Source organism: Vibrio sp. OY15 (genome assembly GCF_000742455.1).
In the GTDB taxonomy this organism is placed as follows: domain Bacteria; phylum Pseudomonadota; class Gammaproteobacteria; order Enterobacterales; family Vibrionaceae; genus Vibrio; species Vibrio alginolyticus.
In genome coordinates, this window is sequence record NZ_JPIL01000009.1 from 696,644 (window position 1) to 714,658 (window position 18,015).

The 18,015-nt window shown below is 42.9% G+C and carries 18 protein-coding genes and 1 pseudogene; 10 read left to right on the top strand and 9 right to left on the bottom strand.

Annotated features, from left to right (window positions below):
* The first annotated feature begins 71 nt into the window (after nt 1–71).
* The 3 genes from IJ23_RS13460 (at nt 72) to IJ23_RS25420 (ending at nt 1,565) form a co-directional block, all read left to right on the top strand.
* The gene (locus IJ23_RS13460; RefSeq protein ID WP_005376453.1) at nt 72–332 is read left to right on the top strand and encodes a DUF5062 family protein; all 261 of its coding nucleotides are present in this window, start codon (nt 72–74) and stop codon (nt 330–332) included.
* A 223-nt stretch (nt 333–555) separates the two neighbouring features.
* Nucleotides 556–1,050, top strand: a complete 495-nt coding sequence (locus tag IJ23_RS13465; RefSeq protein ID WP_033906521.1) for a YcxB family protein — start codon at nt 556–558, stop codon at nt 1,048–1,050.
* A gap of 344 nt (nt 1,051–1,394) precedes the next feature.
* A complete protein-coding gene (locus IJ23_RS25420; protein WP_162564176.1) occupies nt 1,395–1,565 on the top strand; it encodes a hypothetical protein in 171 nt (56 codons plus the stop codon).
* A 310-nt stretch (nt 1,566–1,875) separates the two neighbouring features.
* On the opposite strand, the gene IJ23_RS13470 is transcribed toward IJ23_RS25420, so the two are convergent.
* Together IJ23_RS13470 and IJ23_RS13475 are read right to left on the bottom strand one after the other, a co-directional pair.
* Nucleotides 1,876–3,072 carry a lipase family protein gene (locus IJ23_RS13470; RefSeq protein WP_033906522.1) on the bottom strand — a complete coding sequence of 399 codons (1,197 nt, stop codon included), beginning with the start codon at nt 3,070–3,072 and terminating at the stop codon, nt 1,876–1,878.
* On the bottom strand, nt 3,072–3,620 hold the full coding sequence (locus tag IJ23_RS13475; protein ID WP_033906564.1) for a DUF6795 domain-containing protein: 549 nt from the start codon (nt 3,618–3,620) through the stop codon (nt 3,072–3,074). Before IJ23_RS13475 ends, IJ23_RS13470 begins: the two co-directional genes overlap by 1 nt.
* 352 nt (nt 3,621–3,972) lie before the next feature.
* On the opposite strand from IJ23_RS13475, the gene IJ23_RS25825 reads away from it, so the two are divergent.
* Together IJ23_RS25825 and IJ23_RS13485 are read left to right on the top strand one after the other, a co-directional pair.
* Nucleotides 3,973–4,170, top strand: coding sequence for a transposase (locus tag IJ23_RS25825; RefSeq protein WP_033906523.1), 198 nt, complete (start codon nt 3,973–3,975; stop codon nt 4,168–4,170).
* A 234-nt stretch (nt 4,171–4,404) separates the two neighbouring features.
* Nucleotides 4,405–4,557 (top strand): annotated as a pseudogene (locus IJ23_RS13485) (YcxB family protein); the annotation flags it as partial.
* A gap of 119 nt (nt 4,558–4,676) precedes the next feature.
* Here the strand turns inward: IJ23_RS13485 and IJ23_RS13490 are convergent.
* The 3 genes from IJ23_RS13490 to IJ23_RS13500 form a co-directional block, all read right to left on the bottom strand.
* The gene (locus IJ23_RS13490) at nt 4,677–5,417 is read right to left on the bottom strand and encodes a helix-turn-helix domain-containing protein (protein ID WP_172563782.1); all 741 of its coding nucleotides are present in this window, start codon (nt 5,415–5,417) and stop codon (nt 4,677–4,679) included.
* A 104-nt stretch (nt 5,418–5,521) separates the two neighbouring features.
* On the bottom strand, nt 5,522–5,983 hold the full coding sequence (locus tag IJ23_RS13495; protein ID WP_033906524.1) for a carboxymuconolactone decarboxylase family protein: 462 nt from the start codon (nt 5,981–5,983) through the stop codon (nt 5,522–5,524).
* A 197-nt stretch (nt 5,984–6,180) separates the two neighbouring features.
* A complete protein-coding gene (locus IJ23_RS13500) occupies nt 6,181–7,092 on the bottom strand; it encodes a DMT family transporter (RefSeq protein WP_033906525.1) in 912 nt (303 codons plus the stop codon).
* 93 nt (nt 7,093–7,185) lie between these two features.
* On the opposite strand from IJ23_RS13500, the gene IJ23_RS13505 reads away from it, so the two are divergent.
* The 3 genes from IJ23_RS13505 (at nt 7,186) to IJ23_RS13515 (ending at nt 9,837) form a co-directional block, all read left to right on the top strand.
* Nucleotides 7,186–8,091 carry a LysR family transcriptional regulator gene (locus tag IJ23_RS13505; protein ID WP_033906526.1) on the top strand — a complete coding sequence of 302 codons (906 nt, stop codon included), beginning with the start codon at nt 7,186–7,188 and terminating at the stop codon, nt 8,089–8,091.
* Between the two features lie 266 nt (nt 8,092–8,357).
* On the top strand, nt 8,358–9,185 hold the full coding sequence (locus IJ23_RS13510) for an MBL fold metallo-hydrolase (RefSeq protein WP_235213038.1): 828 nt from the start codon (nt 8,358–8,360) through the stop codon (nt 9,183–9,185).
* A gap of 250 nt (nt 9,186–9,435) precedes the next feature.
* Nucleotides 9,436–9,837 (top strand): VOC family protein, encoded by a 402-nt coding sequence (locus tag IJ23_RS13515; protein ID WP_005376435.1) that lies wholly within the window; start codon nt 9,436–9,438, stop codon nt 9,835–9,837.
* A 240-nt stretch (nt 9,838–10,077) separates the two neighbouring features.
* Here IJ23_RS13515 and gcvP read toward each other — a convergent pair whose 3' ends face one another.
* From gcvP to IJ23_RS13530, 3 genes are all read right to left on the bottom strand, one after another.
* Nucleotides 10,078–12,942 carry an aminomethyl-transferring glycine dehydrogenase gene (gcvP, locus tag IJ23_RS13520; RefSeq protein WP_033906528.1) on the bottom strand — a complete coding sequence of 955 codons (2,865 nt, stop codon included), beginning with the start codon at nt 12,940–12,942 and terminating at the stop codon, nt 10,078–10,080.
* A 126-nt stretch (nt 12,943–13,068) separates the two neighbouring features.
* The gene (gene gcvH, locus IJ23_RS13525) at nt 13,069–13,449 is read right to left on the bottom strand and encodes a glycine cleavage system protein GcvH (protein WP_005376432.1); all 381 of its coding nucleotides are present in this window, start codon (nt 13,447–13,449) and stop codon (nt 13,069–13,071) included.
* A gap of 52 nt (nt 13,450–13,501) precedes the next feature.
* A complete protein-coding gene (locus IJ23_RS13530; protein ID WP_005376430.1) occupies nt 13,502–14,797 on the bottom strand; it encodes a serine hydroxymethyltransferase in 1,296 nt (431 codons plus the stop codon).
* 379 nt (nt 14,798–15,176) lie between these two features.
* Between IJ23_RS13530 and IJ23_RS13535 the strand changes: the two genes are divergently transcribed.
* Nucleotides 15,177–15,800, top strand: coding sequence for a helix-turn-helix domain-containing protein (locus IJ23_RS13535; RefSeq protein WP_005376429.1), 624 nt, complete (start codon nt 15,177–15,179; stop codon nt 15,798–15,800).
* Nucleotides 15,801–16,060: 260 nt separating this feature from the next.
* Nucleotides 16,061–17,179, top strand: a complete 1,119-nt coding sequence (gcvT, locus tag IJ23_RS13540; protein WP_017820967.1) for a glycine cleavage system aminomethyltransferase GcvT — start codon at nt 16,061–16,063, stop codon at nt 17,177–17,179.
* A 71-nt stretch (nt 17,180–17,250) separates the two neighbouring features.
* Here the strand turns inward: gcvT and vdeR are convergent, their stop codons facing one another.
* Nucleotides 17,251–17,979, bottom strand: coding sequence for an efflux transporter transcriptional repressor VdeR (vdeR, locus tag IJ23_RS13545; RefSeq protein ID WP_005376423.1), 729 nt, complete (start codon nt 17,977–17,979; stop codon nt 17,251–17,253).
* Nucleotides 17,980–18,015: the final 36 nt, after the last annotated feature.

Below are 18,015 nucleotides of genomic sequence, written 5' to 3' on the forward strand. Positions count from 1 at the left end.
TGCGAGCTTACTAACACGCCATACGCGACACTTCATGTATTCTTAATTGAAGCGAAGAAGAGGATTTATCAATGTCAAAAAGCTCCAAACTTCACAATGAAGACAAACTGGTTAAGAAGGCACTAGAGATTGGTGGGAAGATGGCGAAGCTACAAGGCTTTGACCTTCCTCAGTCACCACAACCTCTAAGAGTAAAAGCGATTTACCTATTCTTGGTTGATGCCAAACAGATCACCCCATTACCGGAAAGCAAGCTAGACGGCGCAAGCATCAAACACCGACTGGCAGTCTGGATACACAGTGCATTGCCAGACAACGACCCTCTAAAGTAGAAAACCTCATAAGTCATATAGGTCATTAATTAACAAGGCGAGCCAAATGGTTCGCCTTGTTTGATCTTGGCGAGTGCACCGAGGTCTTCTAATGTTTCGTTATCATTGATTTACAAAACAGTATCAAAAGGGCTAAAGATAAAGCCAGAGAAGCGCTACAATGCTCGCGTTGCAAGAGTGCAACCAAGAATACTCATTTACAGAAGCCTTGAAGTAACCATACATGTCTAAAGATTTCGAATTCACTACAGAATACACACTCGACAAGCCATTTTTTGCTGAGTGTTATGATCAAACTAGCCAGCCAGTTAAGTTCCCGCAAGCGTATTTGAAAGGGATCCTCTTTCTAATTTTTGGTGTGGTTTTATTGGAGTTTGAACTGCTACCTAACGGTTACGTCGGTTGGTTCTTTATCGTATTGAGTGTGATTGAAGCGTGCAGCGTTTACTTCAAAAGAACTTGGTGGCTGTGGCGTCAAACCATCAGCTCAAGTCGCGGCAGTAAAGTGGTGTTTGAAGTGAATGCAGATGGCGTACGCTACAAAAGCGGTAAAGTTGACCGCAGCCTCGCTTGGAATGATATCGACCAACTCGAACAAACTGATTTGGGCTTTATCCTTCACCTTGGTAAACAACGCCAATACATCAGCAAATCTTGCTTAAACGAAGAAGTGATCGCGTTTATGGTAGAGCAGCACGCGGCATCAAAAGCGAGCTAACAAAAAAGCGAGTCCGTGGGTTTGCTTTTTTGATCTTAGAGTTTGATGCTTATGGGGTAGCTCTGATTCAGGCTCAAAATCTGAACCACTACACTCGGTGTTTCTGGTTGCGTCTTTCCAGTATATGGACTCCTTAAGTGTGCTGCGGAGTTAGTGTGTAAACTGAACCAAAAAAGTGACAATGAGATAGTTTATTGTGAGCCTACAGTGATGACGCCAACTTCTAGAGCATTTTTGCTCGATTACTATGTTCGGCAAAGGTTTGACATTCGTTAGTTTGTTGGGTTTTCCCTAATAAAGTTCATGTGGCCAGTGTTGGACTTATGCGTCTAAAGGTAACTTCTATGCGGAAGAAACTTATTCGATTTGAGGGGGCTATCCATGGAATTGCGATTCGAGCCCCATGGGAGGCGTTCGAAGCTTTAGGTAAAGTAGCCTATGAGAATGGAGTGTACAGCGAGAATCGAACCTACATCATCATCAGCTTGGAAGGGGGCGCAGTTCGGGTTTTGTAAGAGCCATTTCCCATTAAATCTATTTAATGTCAATTGTTTAAGTTACTTTTCCAACAGAAATCCAAAAACAGTTGAAACTGTAAACCTACATTTTGGCTCCTAATCACGAATTTGAAAATAGTGAAAAATTCATTATTTTCAAATTCGTTTTGATAAATCGCGACCCGATTTGGTTAGAAAGTTTCATCTAAAAAGTGCTTAATAAGAATCCCATTTAGCGGCGTTATGTCAATGTCACCAGTTAACTTATGAGGTGACGAGTTCACCTCTAACTAAGCATTCACGTTACTATGCCATTGCAATGGTTAGGTTAACTTAGCAACGATATCGCTTGTTTAGATACTCTGACTAGTCGTCCAATGGTTCTTTCGAAAACCCATCTAATGAATCGGGCGGATAGATCCTCAACGATGGTCCCATAGTGACCGGCAAAAACAAGCATATGGCCTAATAAGCCTTTTAGTTGCTCTTCATTGCGCTTAGATGATTTAGCAACGGCTTCTAGCTTTCTTGAAAGCCAATCATAAAAGGTCAAGCCAGCAATCACGCCTGCTTGAATCGTTACCGTTGACAAAAGAGCCACATCTTTCAAATAGGTGATAAGTGCGCCCTGTATTCTATCGGCCCAATACTCCGAAAAAGAAGCTTGATTTCGTTGCTCATACTTTAGACGGATAGGGGTAAATAAGTGGTCATTCGATTTCCTCTTCAACGCTCCCCAAGAATCCGAGGAAGCAGTGTTTAAGTAACCCGGATTTTTGTTTCTTGCCATCAAATGGGCTGATATGCTTAACCCAGTGCCAGAGTCCAAGCGGTACTCGCCTGTTGAGATTGGAGCATGAATAAATGGCCAAAGCGGTATTTTGGGTACAGGATCAGCACCATGCGTACATCGATAAACACCATCGTTTAGCTTTTCCGATGAGCGTGCGTATGCTTCCAGACCAACTCTAGGAGCGCCAAAGGTGTATAAGGTGGTTCTGACCTTCATCTCATTACGCACCCAATCAGCGCAAAGTGATGCGAGTGCTCCACCTAAGCTGTGCCCAACGCAATGTATACGTTTTGGTTTAGGATTCATCTGCATAATATACTGCTTCAACTTGGGGCTAAGACTTTGAAAACAATTGTTGAAACCAGCATGAGCGGGCGAACCGTTTGGTGATCCTTTCACCCCTATATTCGCATTTGTGATCCAGTCATTAGCATTTTGTGTTCCTCGAATTGAAATGACAATTTCATTCTCAAATGTAGAACCTTTACCAGTGCCAACCACTGCAAACGCCTCTGAAGTTCTCATCAAGCCAGGGATAACTTTACGCAATACCGGTACATTGGATAAACCCGCTACACCGCCTGTAAAACCATCAAATACATCATCTTCAGAAAAAGAAAAGTGATTTGAAAAACTGTTTTTGCCCGGCATGATAAAACGGCCATTATTTTCATAAGCTTTGTAAGGAATATCCGCTATTTCTGAAGCCATTTTTGGTGTTAACTTTGCCATTACGTGTCCTTATTTAGTAATATTTTTTCAGAAAATCCTTTCAAATCACACCTACTAATAATTTCAAGATCGAGGCCATTCTCAACAAATTTATTTTTAAAAAAGTAACGATATTCGTCCGAATTAATCTCACAACTTAAATCAAGAAGATTATCTGAAATAAATTCATAGGGTTTCACGTCAGAAAAGCGAGCCTCTAGTAAGTAGTATTTTTTGCCATCTACAAAAATGTAAATACCAATGTAGCTAGAGGATTCATGAAGGGCAGGTTCTTTAAACGTCTGATAGTGATATGTAGGTTGGAAATGAAAATAACCATTTTCTGACGTAATTGTCTCGGTGATATAACGGTTTTTAGAAAAAGCCGTGTGTAGATAAACTACCTCGCTAGTAAACGCTTTCCCGTCTAAGTATAAGCGACCAGTGATCTCTGAGCTAAGTATGTATTGAAACTTTTTTAATTTGAAGAAATTAAACATATCTGCGTTACAACCTGTTGAGAGCAATAATATTGTGGCACTCATAAGGGAAACCAGTATTTTAGTCATTTGTTTACCAATATTGTACATAGGTCAACCCATATCCACGCGTGAGACGATACTATGTCCTAATGCTCTCAAGTGCTAGCCTAGGACCGCCCCAATTCTCAAAAATAAGTCATGTCAAAGCTTATATCTAGGCATACTTTAAAAAATAATGTAAATGACATGTCTATTACTTTCATGGGGTAAACATAAGTAGACTCCCTCTGGCAAAAAAATACCGAGCTATTCGTTAAAGTACCTATCCACGTCCATTTCGTAAGCTTGCATACTCATTGTCTCATTCTGAATTCTTATCATGAAGACCAGTTAACAATAGCTACCGCGAAAATGGTTGTTTTTTTATAACCGATAAAACATGGCGCCATCTCAACTTTTTCAGCACCATTGCTATATCACAGCGAAAATACCTCGAGTTCACTATAAAGCTCATCGATGTGCCTGGGCAGGTTGGAGTGGTGTCAAAGATGAGCTTCCGAAAGCGAATGTTACTCTCGACTGGTTCCATATTGTGCAGTTATTACACTGGCTGTTGATGACGCTCGAAAAACAATGACATGCAAAAAGCTCTTCGTTGGGCGGTGTTAAAGGATGCTGAGAGTCCGATGACAGATAGGCAAGTACAAGCTTTAGTTGACTAGAGCCAGTAAGAAAAGTCCTAACAACCTTAGAAAAGCACCCAGAGAGAATACTTCAACGTTGGAGCTCGACCTATGCTAATACCGAGAATTTGACTGACCGAGGCACTGAATACTGTGGCCGTGTTGAACAGCATGATTACCAACTCTACCTAGCTATCAATGATATCGACCAATTCGAACAAACTGATTTGGGCTTTATCCTTCACCTTGGTAAACAACGCCAATACATCAGCAAATCTTGCTTAAATGAAGAAGCGATCGCGTTTATGGTAGAGCGGCACGCGGCATCAAAAGCGAGCTAACCAACTCACATCAAGCTGGAATGAGCGATCGAAAAAGTAGGTGATATATGATCGAACATTGTAACAAGTATATGGTCGATTCTGAATCAATTGGGTTTGATGTAGAAAGCTAATAAGGTTTAGAGGTTTCTCTTTCGGACATACTGCTTCGGTGTCATGCGCGCAATCTGCTTACACTCTCTAGTCATGTGTGCTTGATCGGAAAAACCTTGCTCTAGCGCCAACTCCGATAAAGTAAGATCGGGTTGCGCTCGGAGTTGCTCTAAAGTGTGCTTAACTCGTTTAATGCGTTGGTAATGTTTAGGAGTAATCCCCAACCATTTCTGAAAATTGCGCTCTCTCTGGCGCTGACTGATGGTCCCTGTAGGTTGGTCAATAATGTGGCCGACATACCGCGGTTCATATTCGTCAATCAGTGTTTGAACCCAGCGATATAACGTAGAAATCCTTGCATATGGCGAACGCGCTGTTTGCAGAGACTCAAATGTTGCTAGCGCAGAAGAAGCCAAAGGGTGGTCGTCTTGAATCCGCAATAGCTGTTCTAGACGTTTACCAAATAGTTGATAACTAACAGCAGGATGAAAGCGTACGCCAGTCATCACCGCACCTGGCGGTAGGCAGACCTGATGTGCCAGAATGCTTATAGGTAGTAGGACAACCCCTGGCGTTTGCCACTCACCATCCATTTGTACTTCATTCTGTAAAATGAATACCACACCTGTACCAGCATCACTGAGTAATTGTTTACGTACGGTTTGCGTCGTATCAGGTTTGACGGATGCTGACCAAATGGCTTGAACATAGCCAGCTAAAGCCTTTTGAGGTTTTAAAATATCAAATTCTAAGTTCAAATGAATCATCCTATTTAACCTCAACTTAAATGAGAAAGTGATACACATGTACTTTTCATCCTATTAAGTTGAGGTATAAGCAGTGGCTTACAAGTAAGAACCGTCAAATAGAATTATCGAGGTTTATAGACTCCAACCTTTGGCTTAAATGCCTTAACTATTCGGTTCCAACTATTGATCGCGTTGATTGCAATTGTTAGGTTGACCATAGCTTCTTCTCCGAAGGTATTCAAGGTCAGCTGATAGGTATCATCATCTACTGGTAGGCCAGCAGTTAGTAATTCAGCCCAACCTAGTGCAACGTGTTCTGCATCGCTGTAGAATGGCATATCTTTCCATGCACTAAGCCCCCATATGCGTTCCGGCTTTTCACCTAACTTAAGCGCATCTTTACTATGCATGTCGATACAAAATGCACATTGATTGATTTGCGATATGCGTAACTTAACCAGTTCCCATATGATCATGTTCATAGTTTCTGATTGGCTAAATTGTTCATGGAAGTAAGCTTCCTGAGCGTATAGGATTTCTATTGCTTTTGGCGCTACTTCAATATATTTGAGTCGTTTTTTCATGGTCATTCTCCTTTGTTTTTTACATAGTAAAAAACGCTCTTAGCAAAAGATTGAAGATTTTCGACATGCACTCAATAAAGTTAGATAAAAGAGTGAACGACGAAAGCGAAAAAATGTACCTATTGGAAACCAAGAAAACTTATGCCAATTAACAAAGTATTGCTCTAAATAATGCGACTTAAGGTTGGCGTCTATTTTTACTCCACCACCTTCCGTAAACGAGCAAAAGGTGCTGAGTTACCTATATACACACCAGCCGCAACGATAAAGACGCCTAAAACATTTTCCCATTGAGCCTGATCACCAGAAATGGACGAAATCAGTAGAGTGAATACCGGCATAATATTAAATAATGGAGACATTTTATCTGGACCAAGAACGATAGCGCCTTTCATCCAAAAGTAATAAGCAATCAAAGTTCCAAACAGGCTCATGTAAGCTATTAATGCTAGGTCTTTAAATGTTATGGCATTTAAGCTACGGCTAAAGTCGCCGTGGTACATCGCTATAGCGACCATTTGAATGGCACCAATACTTAACACCCAACGTAACTGCTGAGTTACTGGGATATGAGATGTTAAACGCTTCGCTAGAATTGTGTATAAACACCCACTAATTAAAGCAAATAACATGTATAGATCACCAATATTACTATTGCTGCTAATAGAATGAATATTTCCCCCTGTAATGACGATTACCACTCCACAAAAACTGATTAGTGCACCTAAAATAGTTTTAACCGAAATGGAAGTTTTGAGAATAAAGCCCGACAACAAGATAGTGACAAGTGGTAGATTTGCCTGAACAACCGCTGCGTTAACTGGGGTAGTAAAGCTCATTGCAGAGAAAATAGAGAAGTTTTGGATAGTTACACCCACGGTTGCTATAACAAACAACGACAACATACTTTTTCGTGTGAGTTTGGCTCCATATGGAGAGCGTTTAGTTCCTCTTATCAGTAAGAGTATTAAAGCTGCAACGGAAAATCGTAACGTCGCTGAATCCAAAGGAGAGACATCGCTATTAATAGCCTTTATTACGTTAAAGTTACTAGACCAAAAAAAGATAGCGACAACAACACCGCACCAAATTGATAAATGCTTAGACATAGATCTTCCTGATAAAAATTAACTTGACGCGATAATGCTATATATTTCATATTTGATTTTTAATAGCCAAATTTAAGAGGGTTAATCCCAAATATGGAACGTCACTCTTTGGATGACCTTTTGTTATTCGTTTCTGTTGCTCGCTATCAAAGCCTAACACAAGCATCTGAGCGTCTTAATGTCCCGTTAGCCACGCTAAGCCGGAAGTTAAAAAGGCTGGAAATAAACTTAAATTGCAGACTATTTAACCGCAGTGCACACCACTTTGCGTTAACAACTGATGGCGAAAAATATTATCAACTCTGTGAGCCGTTACTTCTTAGCTTAAATAATGTGACATCGAGAATTGCGACTGAGCGTCAGTCTTTAAGCGGAACGATCAAAATATCAGCGCCAATTAACATGACACAGATGTGGTTAAAGCGGTGCGTTTATGAATTTGCAGAGCAACATCCGAAGATATGTATCGATTTAGATGTACAGAATGAAAAAATCAATCTTGTATCTAACCGTGTCGATGTTAGTTTTCGTCTTGGTGATCTTATTGAACAAGACTGGATTGCTCAGAAATTATGGTCGATTCCATTTGCGCTTTGTGCATCACGAAGCTATTTAGAACAACACCAACCGATTACCCATCCAGAACAACTTGTTCATCATCGCCTAATTACGGTAAACAACGACAGCCAATGGAAATTAGTTAATCAAATCACCAATGAAACATTTGATCATCCGCTAAAGTTTCAATTCACTTCAAATGATGTACTGCTAGTTAGAGACGCCGTCATCCATGGTTTAGGAATTGCGTGGATTCCAACCTATTACTTTCATGAGCTAAATCATGATCAACATAACCTGCTGCCTTTGTTGCCAGAATGGCAATGCTCGGGTAAAGAAGTATTCATTATGTATCGAGACCGCGATAAAAGGCCTGCAAGAGTTGATGCATTTATTGAACATGTCTTAAATTGGAAAAATCGCATTCAAATGTTTGCTTGAAAGAGGTTTATCACATTGTGCTGTGCCGGTAACCTCAATTGAAGCTTCATGACTCTGCTTCAATTGAGTTCATTTATTTAACCTCTAAAAGAATCATGAATACATAGGCAGTTAATGGGATTCGAGTTTACAAGTGATTCGGTCAGCTAAAACTAAAGCTAAGTAGAAAGTATTTGCAGTTGTATTTGCGTCTGAAAATCGTTTAGAGCTTTCTCATCCGCGAGGTTCTATAAGAAATTATTAAGGATATATTTGTGTGTGATTTCGTGAAAAAAATTATTGTAGGTTTACTTTTCAGTGCTTCGTCTTTTGCTTCCTTAAGTCAATATGTTCCAGCAATGAATGATAAGAACGGTTATGTAGAACCATTTCAAATGTTTGATAATGTCTATTATGTAGGAGACAAGTGGGTCTCATCATATGCCATTGCTACAGACGACGGACTGGTTATCATTGATACGCTTGATTTCCCTTACTCTGAGTGGATACCTATCAACCTAGAAAAGCTAGGGCTAAAAGATAAGCCAATAACGCACATATTGGTAACTCATGGGCATTCTGACCATGTTGGAGGCGCCCAGTTACTTCAAGAGAAGTATGGTTCCAAAGTTGTGATGACCAAAAGCGCTCATGAACTATCTATACAGCAATCAAACAAAAGCGAAGGTGAGAACAAGTTCCTTCCTCCAAATTTAGACATAGAGATAAAAAGCGATAGCTCTATGGTTATTGGTGGACATGAGTTTAAGTTCTATCTCACACCTGGCCACACGGAAGGTGATTATTCCTTAGACTTCGCTGTTGAAGATAATGGCGAACAATATCGTGCTTTTATCGTTGGTGGGCATAGCGTAAGTAGCAATGATCCAGAAGTTATTGGCCAGTTCCTGACTAGCATGGAGAAAATTAGAAAAATTTCACTACAGGCACCTATTGTGAACGTTAACCTTTCGAACCATCCACATAAAAATTTCCTTTTTGAAAATAGGAAGAAGCTCGGCACAAGCGGTAACCCGTTTATCAGTGAGGCAAACTTCTTCATGTTCCTTAAGCAACAAGAAGATTTAGCTAAGGGAAAACTAGAAGAACTATAATACCGTGGTATACGAGCAGCCTTCTTTATTAGGTTAGAGATTTGCTCTTGAGTTATAGCTAAGGCTTTAATAAGTTGCTCAATCAAGATTCGACACTGGTGGCAGCTATATTGTTTGTCGGTTCTAGTGACAAAGGCGCCGTGCGTAAGCATTCGTATTGTGTGCCTTACACATTTGCAAGGCGTTATGTGCTTTCTAGAAAAGTCTCAAAATAGAGTACAATTAGCGTTTTGACACAGCGGAAATCATCATGGCCAAAACTGTTCAGCAGCAAATCGGAAACATTGCTCTAGTCGTTGAAAATTACGACGATGCTATCGAATTCTATACTCAAAAACTTCAATTCACTCTGGTTGAAGATACCAACCTAGGTTGTGGTAAACGCTGGGTTCAAGTTTCTCCTCCAAACTCCAATGGTACAAACCTACTTTTAGCTCAAGCGAGTACACCGGAGCAAACGCATGCAGTAGGAAATCAAACAGGTGGTCGTGTTTTCCTGTTTCTGCAAACTAATGATTTTTGGCGTGACTACGAGTTGATGAAGAAAAATGGTGTTGTATTTAATGAAGAGCCTCGTGTGGAAGAATACGGGACAGTGGTGGTGTTCCAAGATCTCTATGGTAATAAGTGGGACTTACTGCAACTGAACTGAGAAACTATACAGCACCTGCATAACATAGTGTTCATGAGGAGTTTCCAACAAGCTTTTAAGGCTCTGAGATATTAGTGCTAATTCAAAGGTTCTCAGAAGTCACTGTATTTCTAAATCACTTTTGTGCAAACAATAACTAGCCATCATTCCTTCTCGATGTATCAACAAATGTTAGGGCGGCACACCAAAAACAAAGGCGAACCAATCGGTTCGCCTTTGTTTATTTAGATTCTACAAAAATTAATCTTCGTAGTTATCGATGCTTGGGCATGAACAGATTAGGTTACGGTCACCGTATACGTTATCTACGCGATTTACCGTTGGCCAGTACTTCCAAGATTTGGTCGCTTTAGACGGGAAGCAGCCAATCTCGCGAGAGTAAGGGCGGTCCCAATCTTCAGCTGAAAGATCAACTTGTGTGTGTGGCGCGTTAACAAGTGGGTTGTTATCCAGTGGCCATTCACCGTTTTTCACTTTCTCCATTTCTTCGCGGATAGCGATCATCGCATCACAGAAGCGGTCTAGCTCTTCTAGATCTTCCGATTCCGTTGGCTCAACCATTAGCGTGCCCGCTACAGGGAACGACATAGTTGGTGCGTGGAAACCGTAGTCCATTAGACGCTTCGCGATGTCTTCTTCGCTGATACCTGTTTCTTCTTTCAGCGGACGAATGTCGATAATACATTCGTGCGCTACGCGGCCATTTTTGCCACGGTAAAGAACAGGGTAGTGTTGGCGAAGTGTTTCCATCACGTAGTTTGCGTTCAGAATAGCTACTTTTGTAGCATCTGTTAGGCCAGCTTCGCCCATCATTGCGATGTAAGCCCAAGAGATAGGTAGGATAGAAGCGCTACCCATATCTGCTGCTGATACTGCGAAATCTGCGCCTTCTACACCGTCTTCAATATGCCCTGGTAGGAAAGGAGCTAGGTGAGATTTCACACCGATAGGACCCATACCCGGACCGCCACCACCGTGCGGGATGCAGAAGGTTTTGTGTAGGTTTAGGTGAGAAACGTCTGAACCGATGAAGCCTGGTGATGTTAGACCAACCTGCGCGTTCATGTTAGCGCCGTCTAGGTAAACCTGACCACCAGCGGCATGAACCATTTCACACACTTCTTTCACTTTCTCTTCGTAAACGCCGTGCGTAGAAGGGTAAGTGATCATAATGCTTGATAGGTTGTCTTTGTGTTTATCGATTTTCGCTGCTAGGTCGTCGATGTCGATGTTGCCTTCTTCATCACACTTAACCACAACCACTTTCATTGACACCATAGATGCTGTCGCAGGGTTAGTACCGTGCGCAGAGCTTGGGATCAAACATACGTTGCGGTGACCTTCGCCACGGCTTTCGTGGTAGCGTTGAATCGCGATAAGACCAGCGTACTCACCCGATGCACCAGAGTTTGGTTGTAGTGAGAATGCGTCATAGCCAGTGATTTCACATAGCTTTTCTTTAAGATCTTTTGCGAGTGCTGCGTAACCAGCTGCTTGTTCTGCTGGTGCGAACGGGTGGATCGAACCAAACTCAGGCCAAGTTACTGGAATCATCTCTGCTGCTGCGTTCAGCTTCATCGTACAGCTGCCCAGTGGGATCATGCCGTGCGTGAGTGAGAAGTCTTTGTTCTCTAGCTGTTTTAGGTAACGCATCATCTGTGTTTCGCTGTGGTGCGTGTTAAACACAGGGTGTGTTAGATATTCTGTTGTGCGGCGCAATGCTTCTGGAATGGCTGCAAACTCGTTGCCTGCGATTTCAGTTGATAGTGCTGCGACTTCTTCTTTCACACCGAATACTGCGAATAGGGCTTCTACATCTGCCACGGTTGTGGTTTCGTCGAAGCTCACACCTAGCTGAGTACCCAACTTACGTAGGTTGATGTCTGCGGCTAGTGCTTTCGCGTATAGGTCTTCAGTTTGTGCACCTGTGTTGATAGTGATGGTGTCGAAGAAGCTGTTGTGAGCAAGCTCGAAGCCGCCTTTAGTTAGGCCAGCGGCTAGGATGGCTGTCATGTGGTGCGTACGACGAGCAATCGTGCGTAGACCTTCTGCGCCGTGGTAAACCGCGTAGAAAGACGCCATGTTCGCTAGCAGTGCTTGAGCAGTACAGATGTTTGAAGTCGCTTTTTCACGACGGATGTGCTGTTCACGCGTTTGCATTGCCATACGCAGTGCTTGGTTACCGTTGGTATCGATAGAAACACCGATAACGCGACCAGGCATTGTACGCTTGTGCTTATCACGCGTTGCCATGAAAGCAGCGTGTGGACCGCCGTAACCCATCGGCACGCCAAAACGTTGTGCTGAACCGATTGCTACGTCTGCGCCCATTTCACCCGCAGGTTTCAGTAGGGCAGAAGCCAATAGGTCAGTCGCTACGGTTACTAGCGTTTTGTTCGCTTGTGCTTTTGCGATGATGTCCGTTAGGTCACGAACTTCACCTGTTGTGCCTGGGTATTGAACTAGTGCGCCGAATACGTCTTGCTCTGGTAGTGATTCTAGAGAACCAACTAGGACTTCAAAGCCGATGAATTTCGCACGAGTTTTTACCACTTCGATGGTTTGTGGGTGAACGTCGTCAGCAACGAAGAATACGTTGCTCTTGCTTTTACCCGCACGCTTACAAAGTGTCATCGCTTCTGCTGCTGCCGTTGCTTCATCGAGCAATGACGCGTTCGCGATTTCCATACCAGTAAGATCCATCACCATTTGTTGGTAGTTTAGAAGTGCTTCTAAACGACCTTGTGAGATCTCTGGTTGGTAAGGGGTGTAAGCAGTGTACCAGCCCGGGTTTTCCATCACGTTGCGTAGAATCACGTTCGGCGTGAAGGTGTTGTAGTAACCCTGACCAATGAATGTACGTTTAACTTGGTTCTGATCGGCGAACTTACGCATTGCTGCCAGCATGTCTGCTTCGCTTTTCGCTTCTGCCAAGCTCATTGGTTGCTCTAGGCGAATTTGTGCTGGTACGGTTTCGTCGATAAGCGAATCTAGGCTAACTGCGTTGATCGCTTCCAACATTTTCTGTTGGTCAGATTTGTTTGGTCCATTGTGGCGAGCAACGAACTCGTTTTGTGTGCTGAGGCTTTGAAGTAATTCAGTCATTGTCCTTTACCTACTCCTTGGTTCGGGTAACGGATTTGCGTTACTGATAAATTAAATTATACGTCCGAACCTAGAAAAAAAGCTGTTCTCTAAACAGGCTAGGGAACAGCTTTCGTCACATCCTAATTACTCTTCTTCGATAGAGTTTAGGTATTCGTCTGCGTCTTTCAGGTTATCTAGTTCAGATACATCAGACATCTTCACTTTTACGATCCAGCCACCTTCGTACGGCTCTTCGTTAATTAGCTCTGGGCTGTCTTCTAGTTCTTCATTGATTTCTACGATTTCACCAGTGATTGGTGCGTAGATGTCTGACGCTGCTTTTACAGATTCAACGAGAGAGAAGCTTTCACCTGCTTCAACTTCGTCTTCTACGTCTGGTAGGTCAACGAATACCACGTCACCTAGCATTTCTTGTGCATGCTCAGAAATACCAATTGTTACTGTGCCGTCACCGTTGTCACGTACCCACTCGTGGCTATCTGCAAACTTCAGTGTTTTGTCCATTGCTTAATCTCCGAATAACTTGTCAGGAATTATTATGATTTTAAAAAATCGTTTACTGGTATAGAGGAAAGCGACTGCAAAGTTCTTTTACTTCTTTGCGAACGCGTTTTTCAACTTCTGCGTCACCTTCAGGGTTGTTCACTAAACCGTCCAGTACGTCACCAATCCAATTACCGATGAGTTTGAATTCTTCAGCGCCAAAGCCGCGGCTTGTACCCGCAGGCGTTCCTAAACGGATGCCCGATGTAATCATAGGCTTCTCTGTATCGAATGGGATGCCATTTTTGTTACATGTGATCCCAGCACGCTCTAGAGCTTCTTCTGCTTTATTGCCTTTCAACCCTTTCGGACGAAGGTCAACCAGCATTAGGTGCGTGTCTGTGCCACCAGTTACGATGTCGCAACCGCGAGTTTGCAATACTTCCGCTAGGACTTTTGCGTTATTGATCACCGAATCAATATAAGTTTTAAATTCAGGGCCAAGCGCTTCACCAAATGCGACCGCTTTGGCTGCGATAACGTGCATCAGTGGGCCACCTTGTAGGCCAGGGAATACGGCTGAGTTGATTTTCTTAATGATGTCTTCGTGGTTAGTAAGAATCATACCGCCGCGAGGGCCACGCAATGTTTTGTGTGTTGTAGTCGTAACAACGTGTGCGTGTGGCAGTGGGCTAGGGTGCGCGCCTGTTGCGATAAGACCGGCGATGTGTGCCATGTCGACCATAAGAATTGCATTTACTTCGTCTGCGATTTCACGGAATTTTGCAAAGTCGATAGTACGTGGAATAGCGCTACCACCTGCGATGATCATTTTAGGTTGGTGCTCAAGTGCTAGCTCACGAACATCTTCGTAGTTGATTTCCAGTGTTTCGCGATCAACACCGTATTGAACTGCATTAAACCATTTACCAGAAAGTGCAGGGCGTGCACCGTGCGTCAGGTGACCACCTGCGTCTAAAGACATACCAAGAATGGTGTCACCAGGTTGAAGCAGTGCTAGTTTTACTGCGCCGTTTGCTTGTGCGCCTGAGTGTGGTTGAACGTTTGCGTATTCACAATTGAAAAGTTTTTTTGCGCGTTCGATAGCAATGGCTTCCACTGTATCTACGTGCTCACAACCACCATAGTAACGACGACCTGGGTAGCCTTCAGCGTATTTGTTTGTTAGGCATGTGCCTTGAGCTTGCATTACCGCTTTAGAAACAATGTTCTCAGAAGCGATAAGTTCGATTTGTTCGTTTTGGCGAGCGGATTCCGCTTGAATTCCAGCAAAGACAGCATCATCTGTCGCAGAGAGGTTGGTAGAGAAAAAGTTTTCCAAGCTGTGGTTAGGGTAACTCTTATTCATGGTAGTTGACCTTCCAAATCTGAAAATGAACCCGCAATAGATGAGTTATGATTTGCGGTTGTGGTTCATTTGTCCTCAAAAACAGCTGAACTGCGTAGCAGAACAGAGTGAACATCCGGCCCTAAATTTGGGCAAAAACTCCGTTGGATTGCGTGTTTCCTTTACCAATCTCTTACGGAAATATGCATCTCTACATCTAACAAGTTGGTAACATAGCGCCTGTGACGGGAACAATCAACCAAAAATTTCCTATAGGAAACAAGATTTCAAAATTTGTTAACAAGAGCACGGTTTAATTCACTTGGTGGACTTCTATCCACTATGTGCTTCATGCACAATGCGAGTAAGACAAAAAATATGGATATCTATAGAGGGATTTATGGCAGAAAGTATTTACGATGAATACCCATCGATGACGTTGGCAAAAGAGCAACATGACCAAAATATCGAGCCGTTAAAACTGGGCCAGCGTATTAAGGATATCCGCTCGAAACTCGGTATCACATTAGAAGAGGCCAGTCAGCGAACCGGGCTTGCTCGATCTACACTGAGCAAAATAGAAAATGAGCAGATCTCCCCGACGTTTCAAGCGATGCAAAAATTGGCACTTGGCTTACAAATTGACATGCCACAACTATTTGAACCACCTAGAAAAAAGGTAGCGACAGGGCGTAGGGATGTTACCAAGAAGAATGAAGGTAAACCACACCCAACACAAACTTATGAACATGAACTGCTCGCGACACAACTTTCCAATAAGAAAATGATGCCGTTTAAGAGCCAAATTCGAGCTCGTAGTTTTGATGAATATAAAGACTGGGTTCGTCATGATGGCGAAGAATTTCTGCTTATCTTATCTGGTGAGGTCATGTTCTATTCTGAGTTTTACGAACCTGTTGTTTTAAGCGAGGGAGACAGCGTTTATTACGATGCAAATATGGGACATATGTTGACCAGTGTTAGCGAGGAAGATGCGCTCATTTTGTGGGTGACAGCCAAATAGTGATAAATACTTGTAAATTTCCTATAGTGAAAGCAAACGATTGCTGTTGGTGGTCGTTATGATGAAAAGGCGCTTTTTTGATGAGAACTTGCTCATTAAAGCGCTTTTTTTGTACGATTTGTTGTGATTAAAATGTTAAGAGTCACACTTTTGCAAGTCGATCTACGTCTTGTTCGTGCAAAATAGAATGAGCCATGTTTATTATTGGAAACACATCGAATGCCGATAGCATTCTCGGGTCTATCTAAATGGAGACGAAAATGACTCAAGAACTACTGAAAACACCACTACACGCACTTCACGTTGAAGTTGGTGCCAAAATGGTCCCGTTCGCGGGTTACGATATGCCTGTTCAGTATCCTCTAGGCGTAAAGAAGGAACACTTACATACTCGTGATGCGGCAGGTCTGTTTGACGTTTCTCACATGGGACAGCTTCGCCTAATTGGTGACGGTGCAGCTGCGTTCCTAGAAACATTAGTTCCAGTGGATATTGTGGATCTTGAGTCTGGTAAACAGCGTTACGCTTTTTTCACTAATGAAGAGGGCGGCATCATGGACGACTTGATGGTGGCTAACCTAGGCGATCATCTGTTTGTGGTTGTGAACGCAGCATGTAAAGCGCAAGATATCGCACACCTACAAGCGCATTTACCATCTGGTGTTGAGCTAGAAATTATCGAAGACCGAGCTCTACTTGCAATCCAAGGCCCTAAAGCGGCGGCTGTATTGGCGCGTTTTGCACCAGAAGTTTCTGAAATGCTGTTCATGGATATTCGTAAAGTCGATATTTTAGGCGCCGAGTGCATTGTTTCTCGTAGTGGTTATACAGGCGAAGACGGTTACGAAATCTCGGTTCCTGCTGACAAAGCGGAAGAGCTAGCACGTAAACTGACTGCGGAAGATGAAGTTGAATGGATTGGCCTTGGTGCTCGTGATTCACTTCGTCTTGAGTGTGGCCTTTGTCTATACGGTCATGACCTAGACACAACAACAACACCTGTTGAAGCGAGCTTGCTATGGGGTATCCAAAAAGTTCGTCGTATTGGTGGTGAACGTGAAGGTGGTTTCCCTGGCGCAGACATTATTCTTAAGCAGATTGAGACTAAAGATGTGGCGCGTAAGCGTGTGGGTCTAGTAGGTCAAACCAAAGCGCCAGTGCGTGAAGGTGTTGAACTGTTTGATGCTGACGGCGTTAAAATTGGCGTTGTAACCAGCGGTACGGCGGGTCCGAATGCAGGTAAGCCAGTCTCAATGGGTTATGTTCGTGCGGATTTGGCGGCGATTGGTACTGAAGTGTTCGCTGAAGTGCGTGGTAAAATGCTACCAATGACAGTTGAAAAAATGCCGTTCGTACCACAACGCTACTACCGTGGTTAAAACGAATTGAAACAAAAATGCCGAGCTTTGTAGCTCGGCATTTTTTATGTCTTCTTTTCGCTTGTTTACTTTTAGTTTACTGCTTCATCAATAGTACAGCACATATCAATAACGATATCTTCAAGCTTTTCCGGATGAATCATCTCTTCTTTTGGGATCCCAAATTGAGAGGCCATAATGGTATTAAACAATTCCCAATGCTTGATCAGCAGTTTTTCGCGATTATCTGCAATATCCGGCCATGTTTCTTGCATCATTGGCGCGAGACTGACAGCACCATGTGCGAAGATCAACATTTGCCACTTTGATTCCCACTGATCAAATTGTGCATTAGGGTTTTCGCTGTTGTACTGCTCGAAAATTCCGGTAAATATCGCAGCGAACTCATCTTTTGACTTTAAGAAATACTGCAGCAGAGCACCGTCATCGCCTTGTCGAATGGCATCGGCGATCATCTGTACTGGGTGAGGATTGACGAGAGCAAATGCTAGCATGCGAACCATAAACAGATAAATTTTTCTATTCGAAGGTGTGTTCTCCGGCATTTCATTGATGAGTTCAGCCATATAGCACTGCATGAACTCGTCCATTGCATCGCTAACCGCTTGCCAGATTTTCTCTTTGCTGCCGAAGTGGTGACGGATCAAACTATGTGAAACACCAGCCTTTTCACTGATATTGCGCAGCGAGACACGCTCGTAACCAAGTTCACAAAACATATCTGCTGCCACTTTAAGGATCAGACACTTAGTTTGTTCTGCTGCTTCAGCACTTCTACGCCCCTGCTTTCTTTCATTCATAGTTCGAATTTTCCCGAATATTAATCACGCGCTTAC

What these genes read in the sequence shown, in the direction of transcription:
- IJ23_RS13460 (WP_005376453.1), top strand. Translation starts at nt 72, where the DNA reads ATGTCAAAAAGCTCCAAACTTCACAATGAAGACAAACTGGTTAAGAAG.
- IJ23_RS13465 (WP_033906521.1), top strand. Translation starts at nt 556, where the DNA reads ATGTCTAAAGATTTCGAATTCACTACAGAATACACACTCGACAAGCCA.
- IJ23_RS25420 (WP_162564176.1), top strand. Translation starts at nt 1,395, where the DNA reads ATGCGGAAGAAACTTATTCGATTTGAGGGGGCTATCCATGGAATTGCG.
- IJ23_RS13470 (WP_033906522.1), bottom strand. Translation starts at nt 3,072, where the DNA reads ATGGCAAAGTTAACACCAAAAATGGCTTCAGAAATAGCGGATATTCCT.
- IJ23_RS13475 (WP_033906564.1), bottom strand. Translation starts at nt 3,620, where the DNA reads ATGACTAAAATACTGGTTTCCCTTATGAGTGCCACAATATTATTGCTC.
- IJ23_RS25825 (WP_033906523.1), top strand. Translation starts at nt 3,973, where the DNA reads ATGGCGCCATCTCAACTTTTTCAGCACCATTGCTATATCACAGCGAAA.
- IJ23_RS13490 (WP_172563782.1), bottom strand. Translation starts at nt 5,417, where the DNA reads ATGATTCATTTGAACTTAGAATTTGATATTTTAAAACCTCAAAAGGCT.
- IJ23_RS13495 (WP_033906524.1), bottom strand. Translation starts at nt 5,983, where the DNA reads ATGAAAAAACGACTCAAATATATTGAAGTAGCGCCAAAAGCAATAGAA.
- IJ23_RS13500 (WP_033906525.1), bottom strand. Translation starts at nt 7,092, where the DNA reads ATGTCTAAGCATTTATCAATTTGGTGCGGTGTTGTTGTCGCTATCTTT.
- IJ23_RS13505 (WP_033906526.1), top strand. Translation starts at nt 7,186, where the DNA reads ATGGAACGTCACTCTTTGGATGACCTTTTGTTATTCGTTTCTGTTGCT.
- IJ23_RS13515 (WP_005376435.1), top strand. Translation starts at nt 9,436, where the DNA reads ATGGCCAAAACTGTTCAGCAGCAAATCGGAAACATTGCTCTAGTCGTT.
- gcvP (WP_033906528.1), bottom strand. Translation starts at nt 12,942, where the DNA reads ATGACTGAATTACTTCAAAGCCTCAGCACACAAAACGAGTTCGTTGCT.
- gcvH (WP_005376432.1), bottom strand. Translation starts at nt 13,449, where the DNA reads ATGGACAAAACACTGAAGTTTGCAGATAGCCACGAGTGGGTACGTGAC.
- IJ23_RS13530 (WP_005376430.1), bottom strand. Translation starts at nt 14,797, where the DNA reads ATGAATAAGAGTTACCCTAACCACAGCTTGGAAAACTTTTTCTCTACC.
- IJ23_RS13535 (WP_005376429.1), top strand. Translation starts at nt 15,177, where the DNA reads ATGGCAGAAAGTATTTACGATGAATACCCATCGATGACGTTGGCAAAA.
- gcvT (WP_017820967.1), top strand. Translation starts at nt 16,061, where the DNA reads ATGACTCAAGAACTACTGAAAACACCACTACACGCACTTCACGTTGAA.
- vdeR (WP_005376423.1), bottom strand. Translation starts at nt 17,979, where the DNA reads ATGAATGAAAGAAAGCAGGGGCGTAGAAGTGCTGAAGCAGCAGAACAA.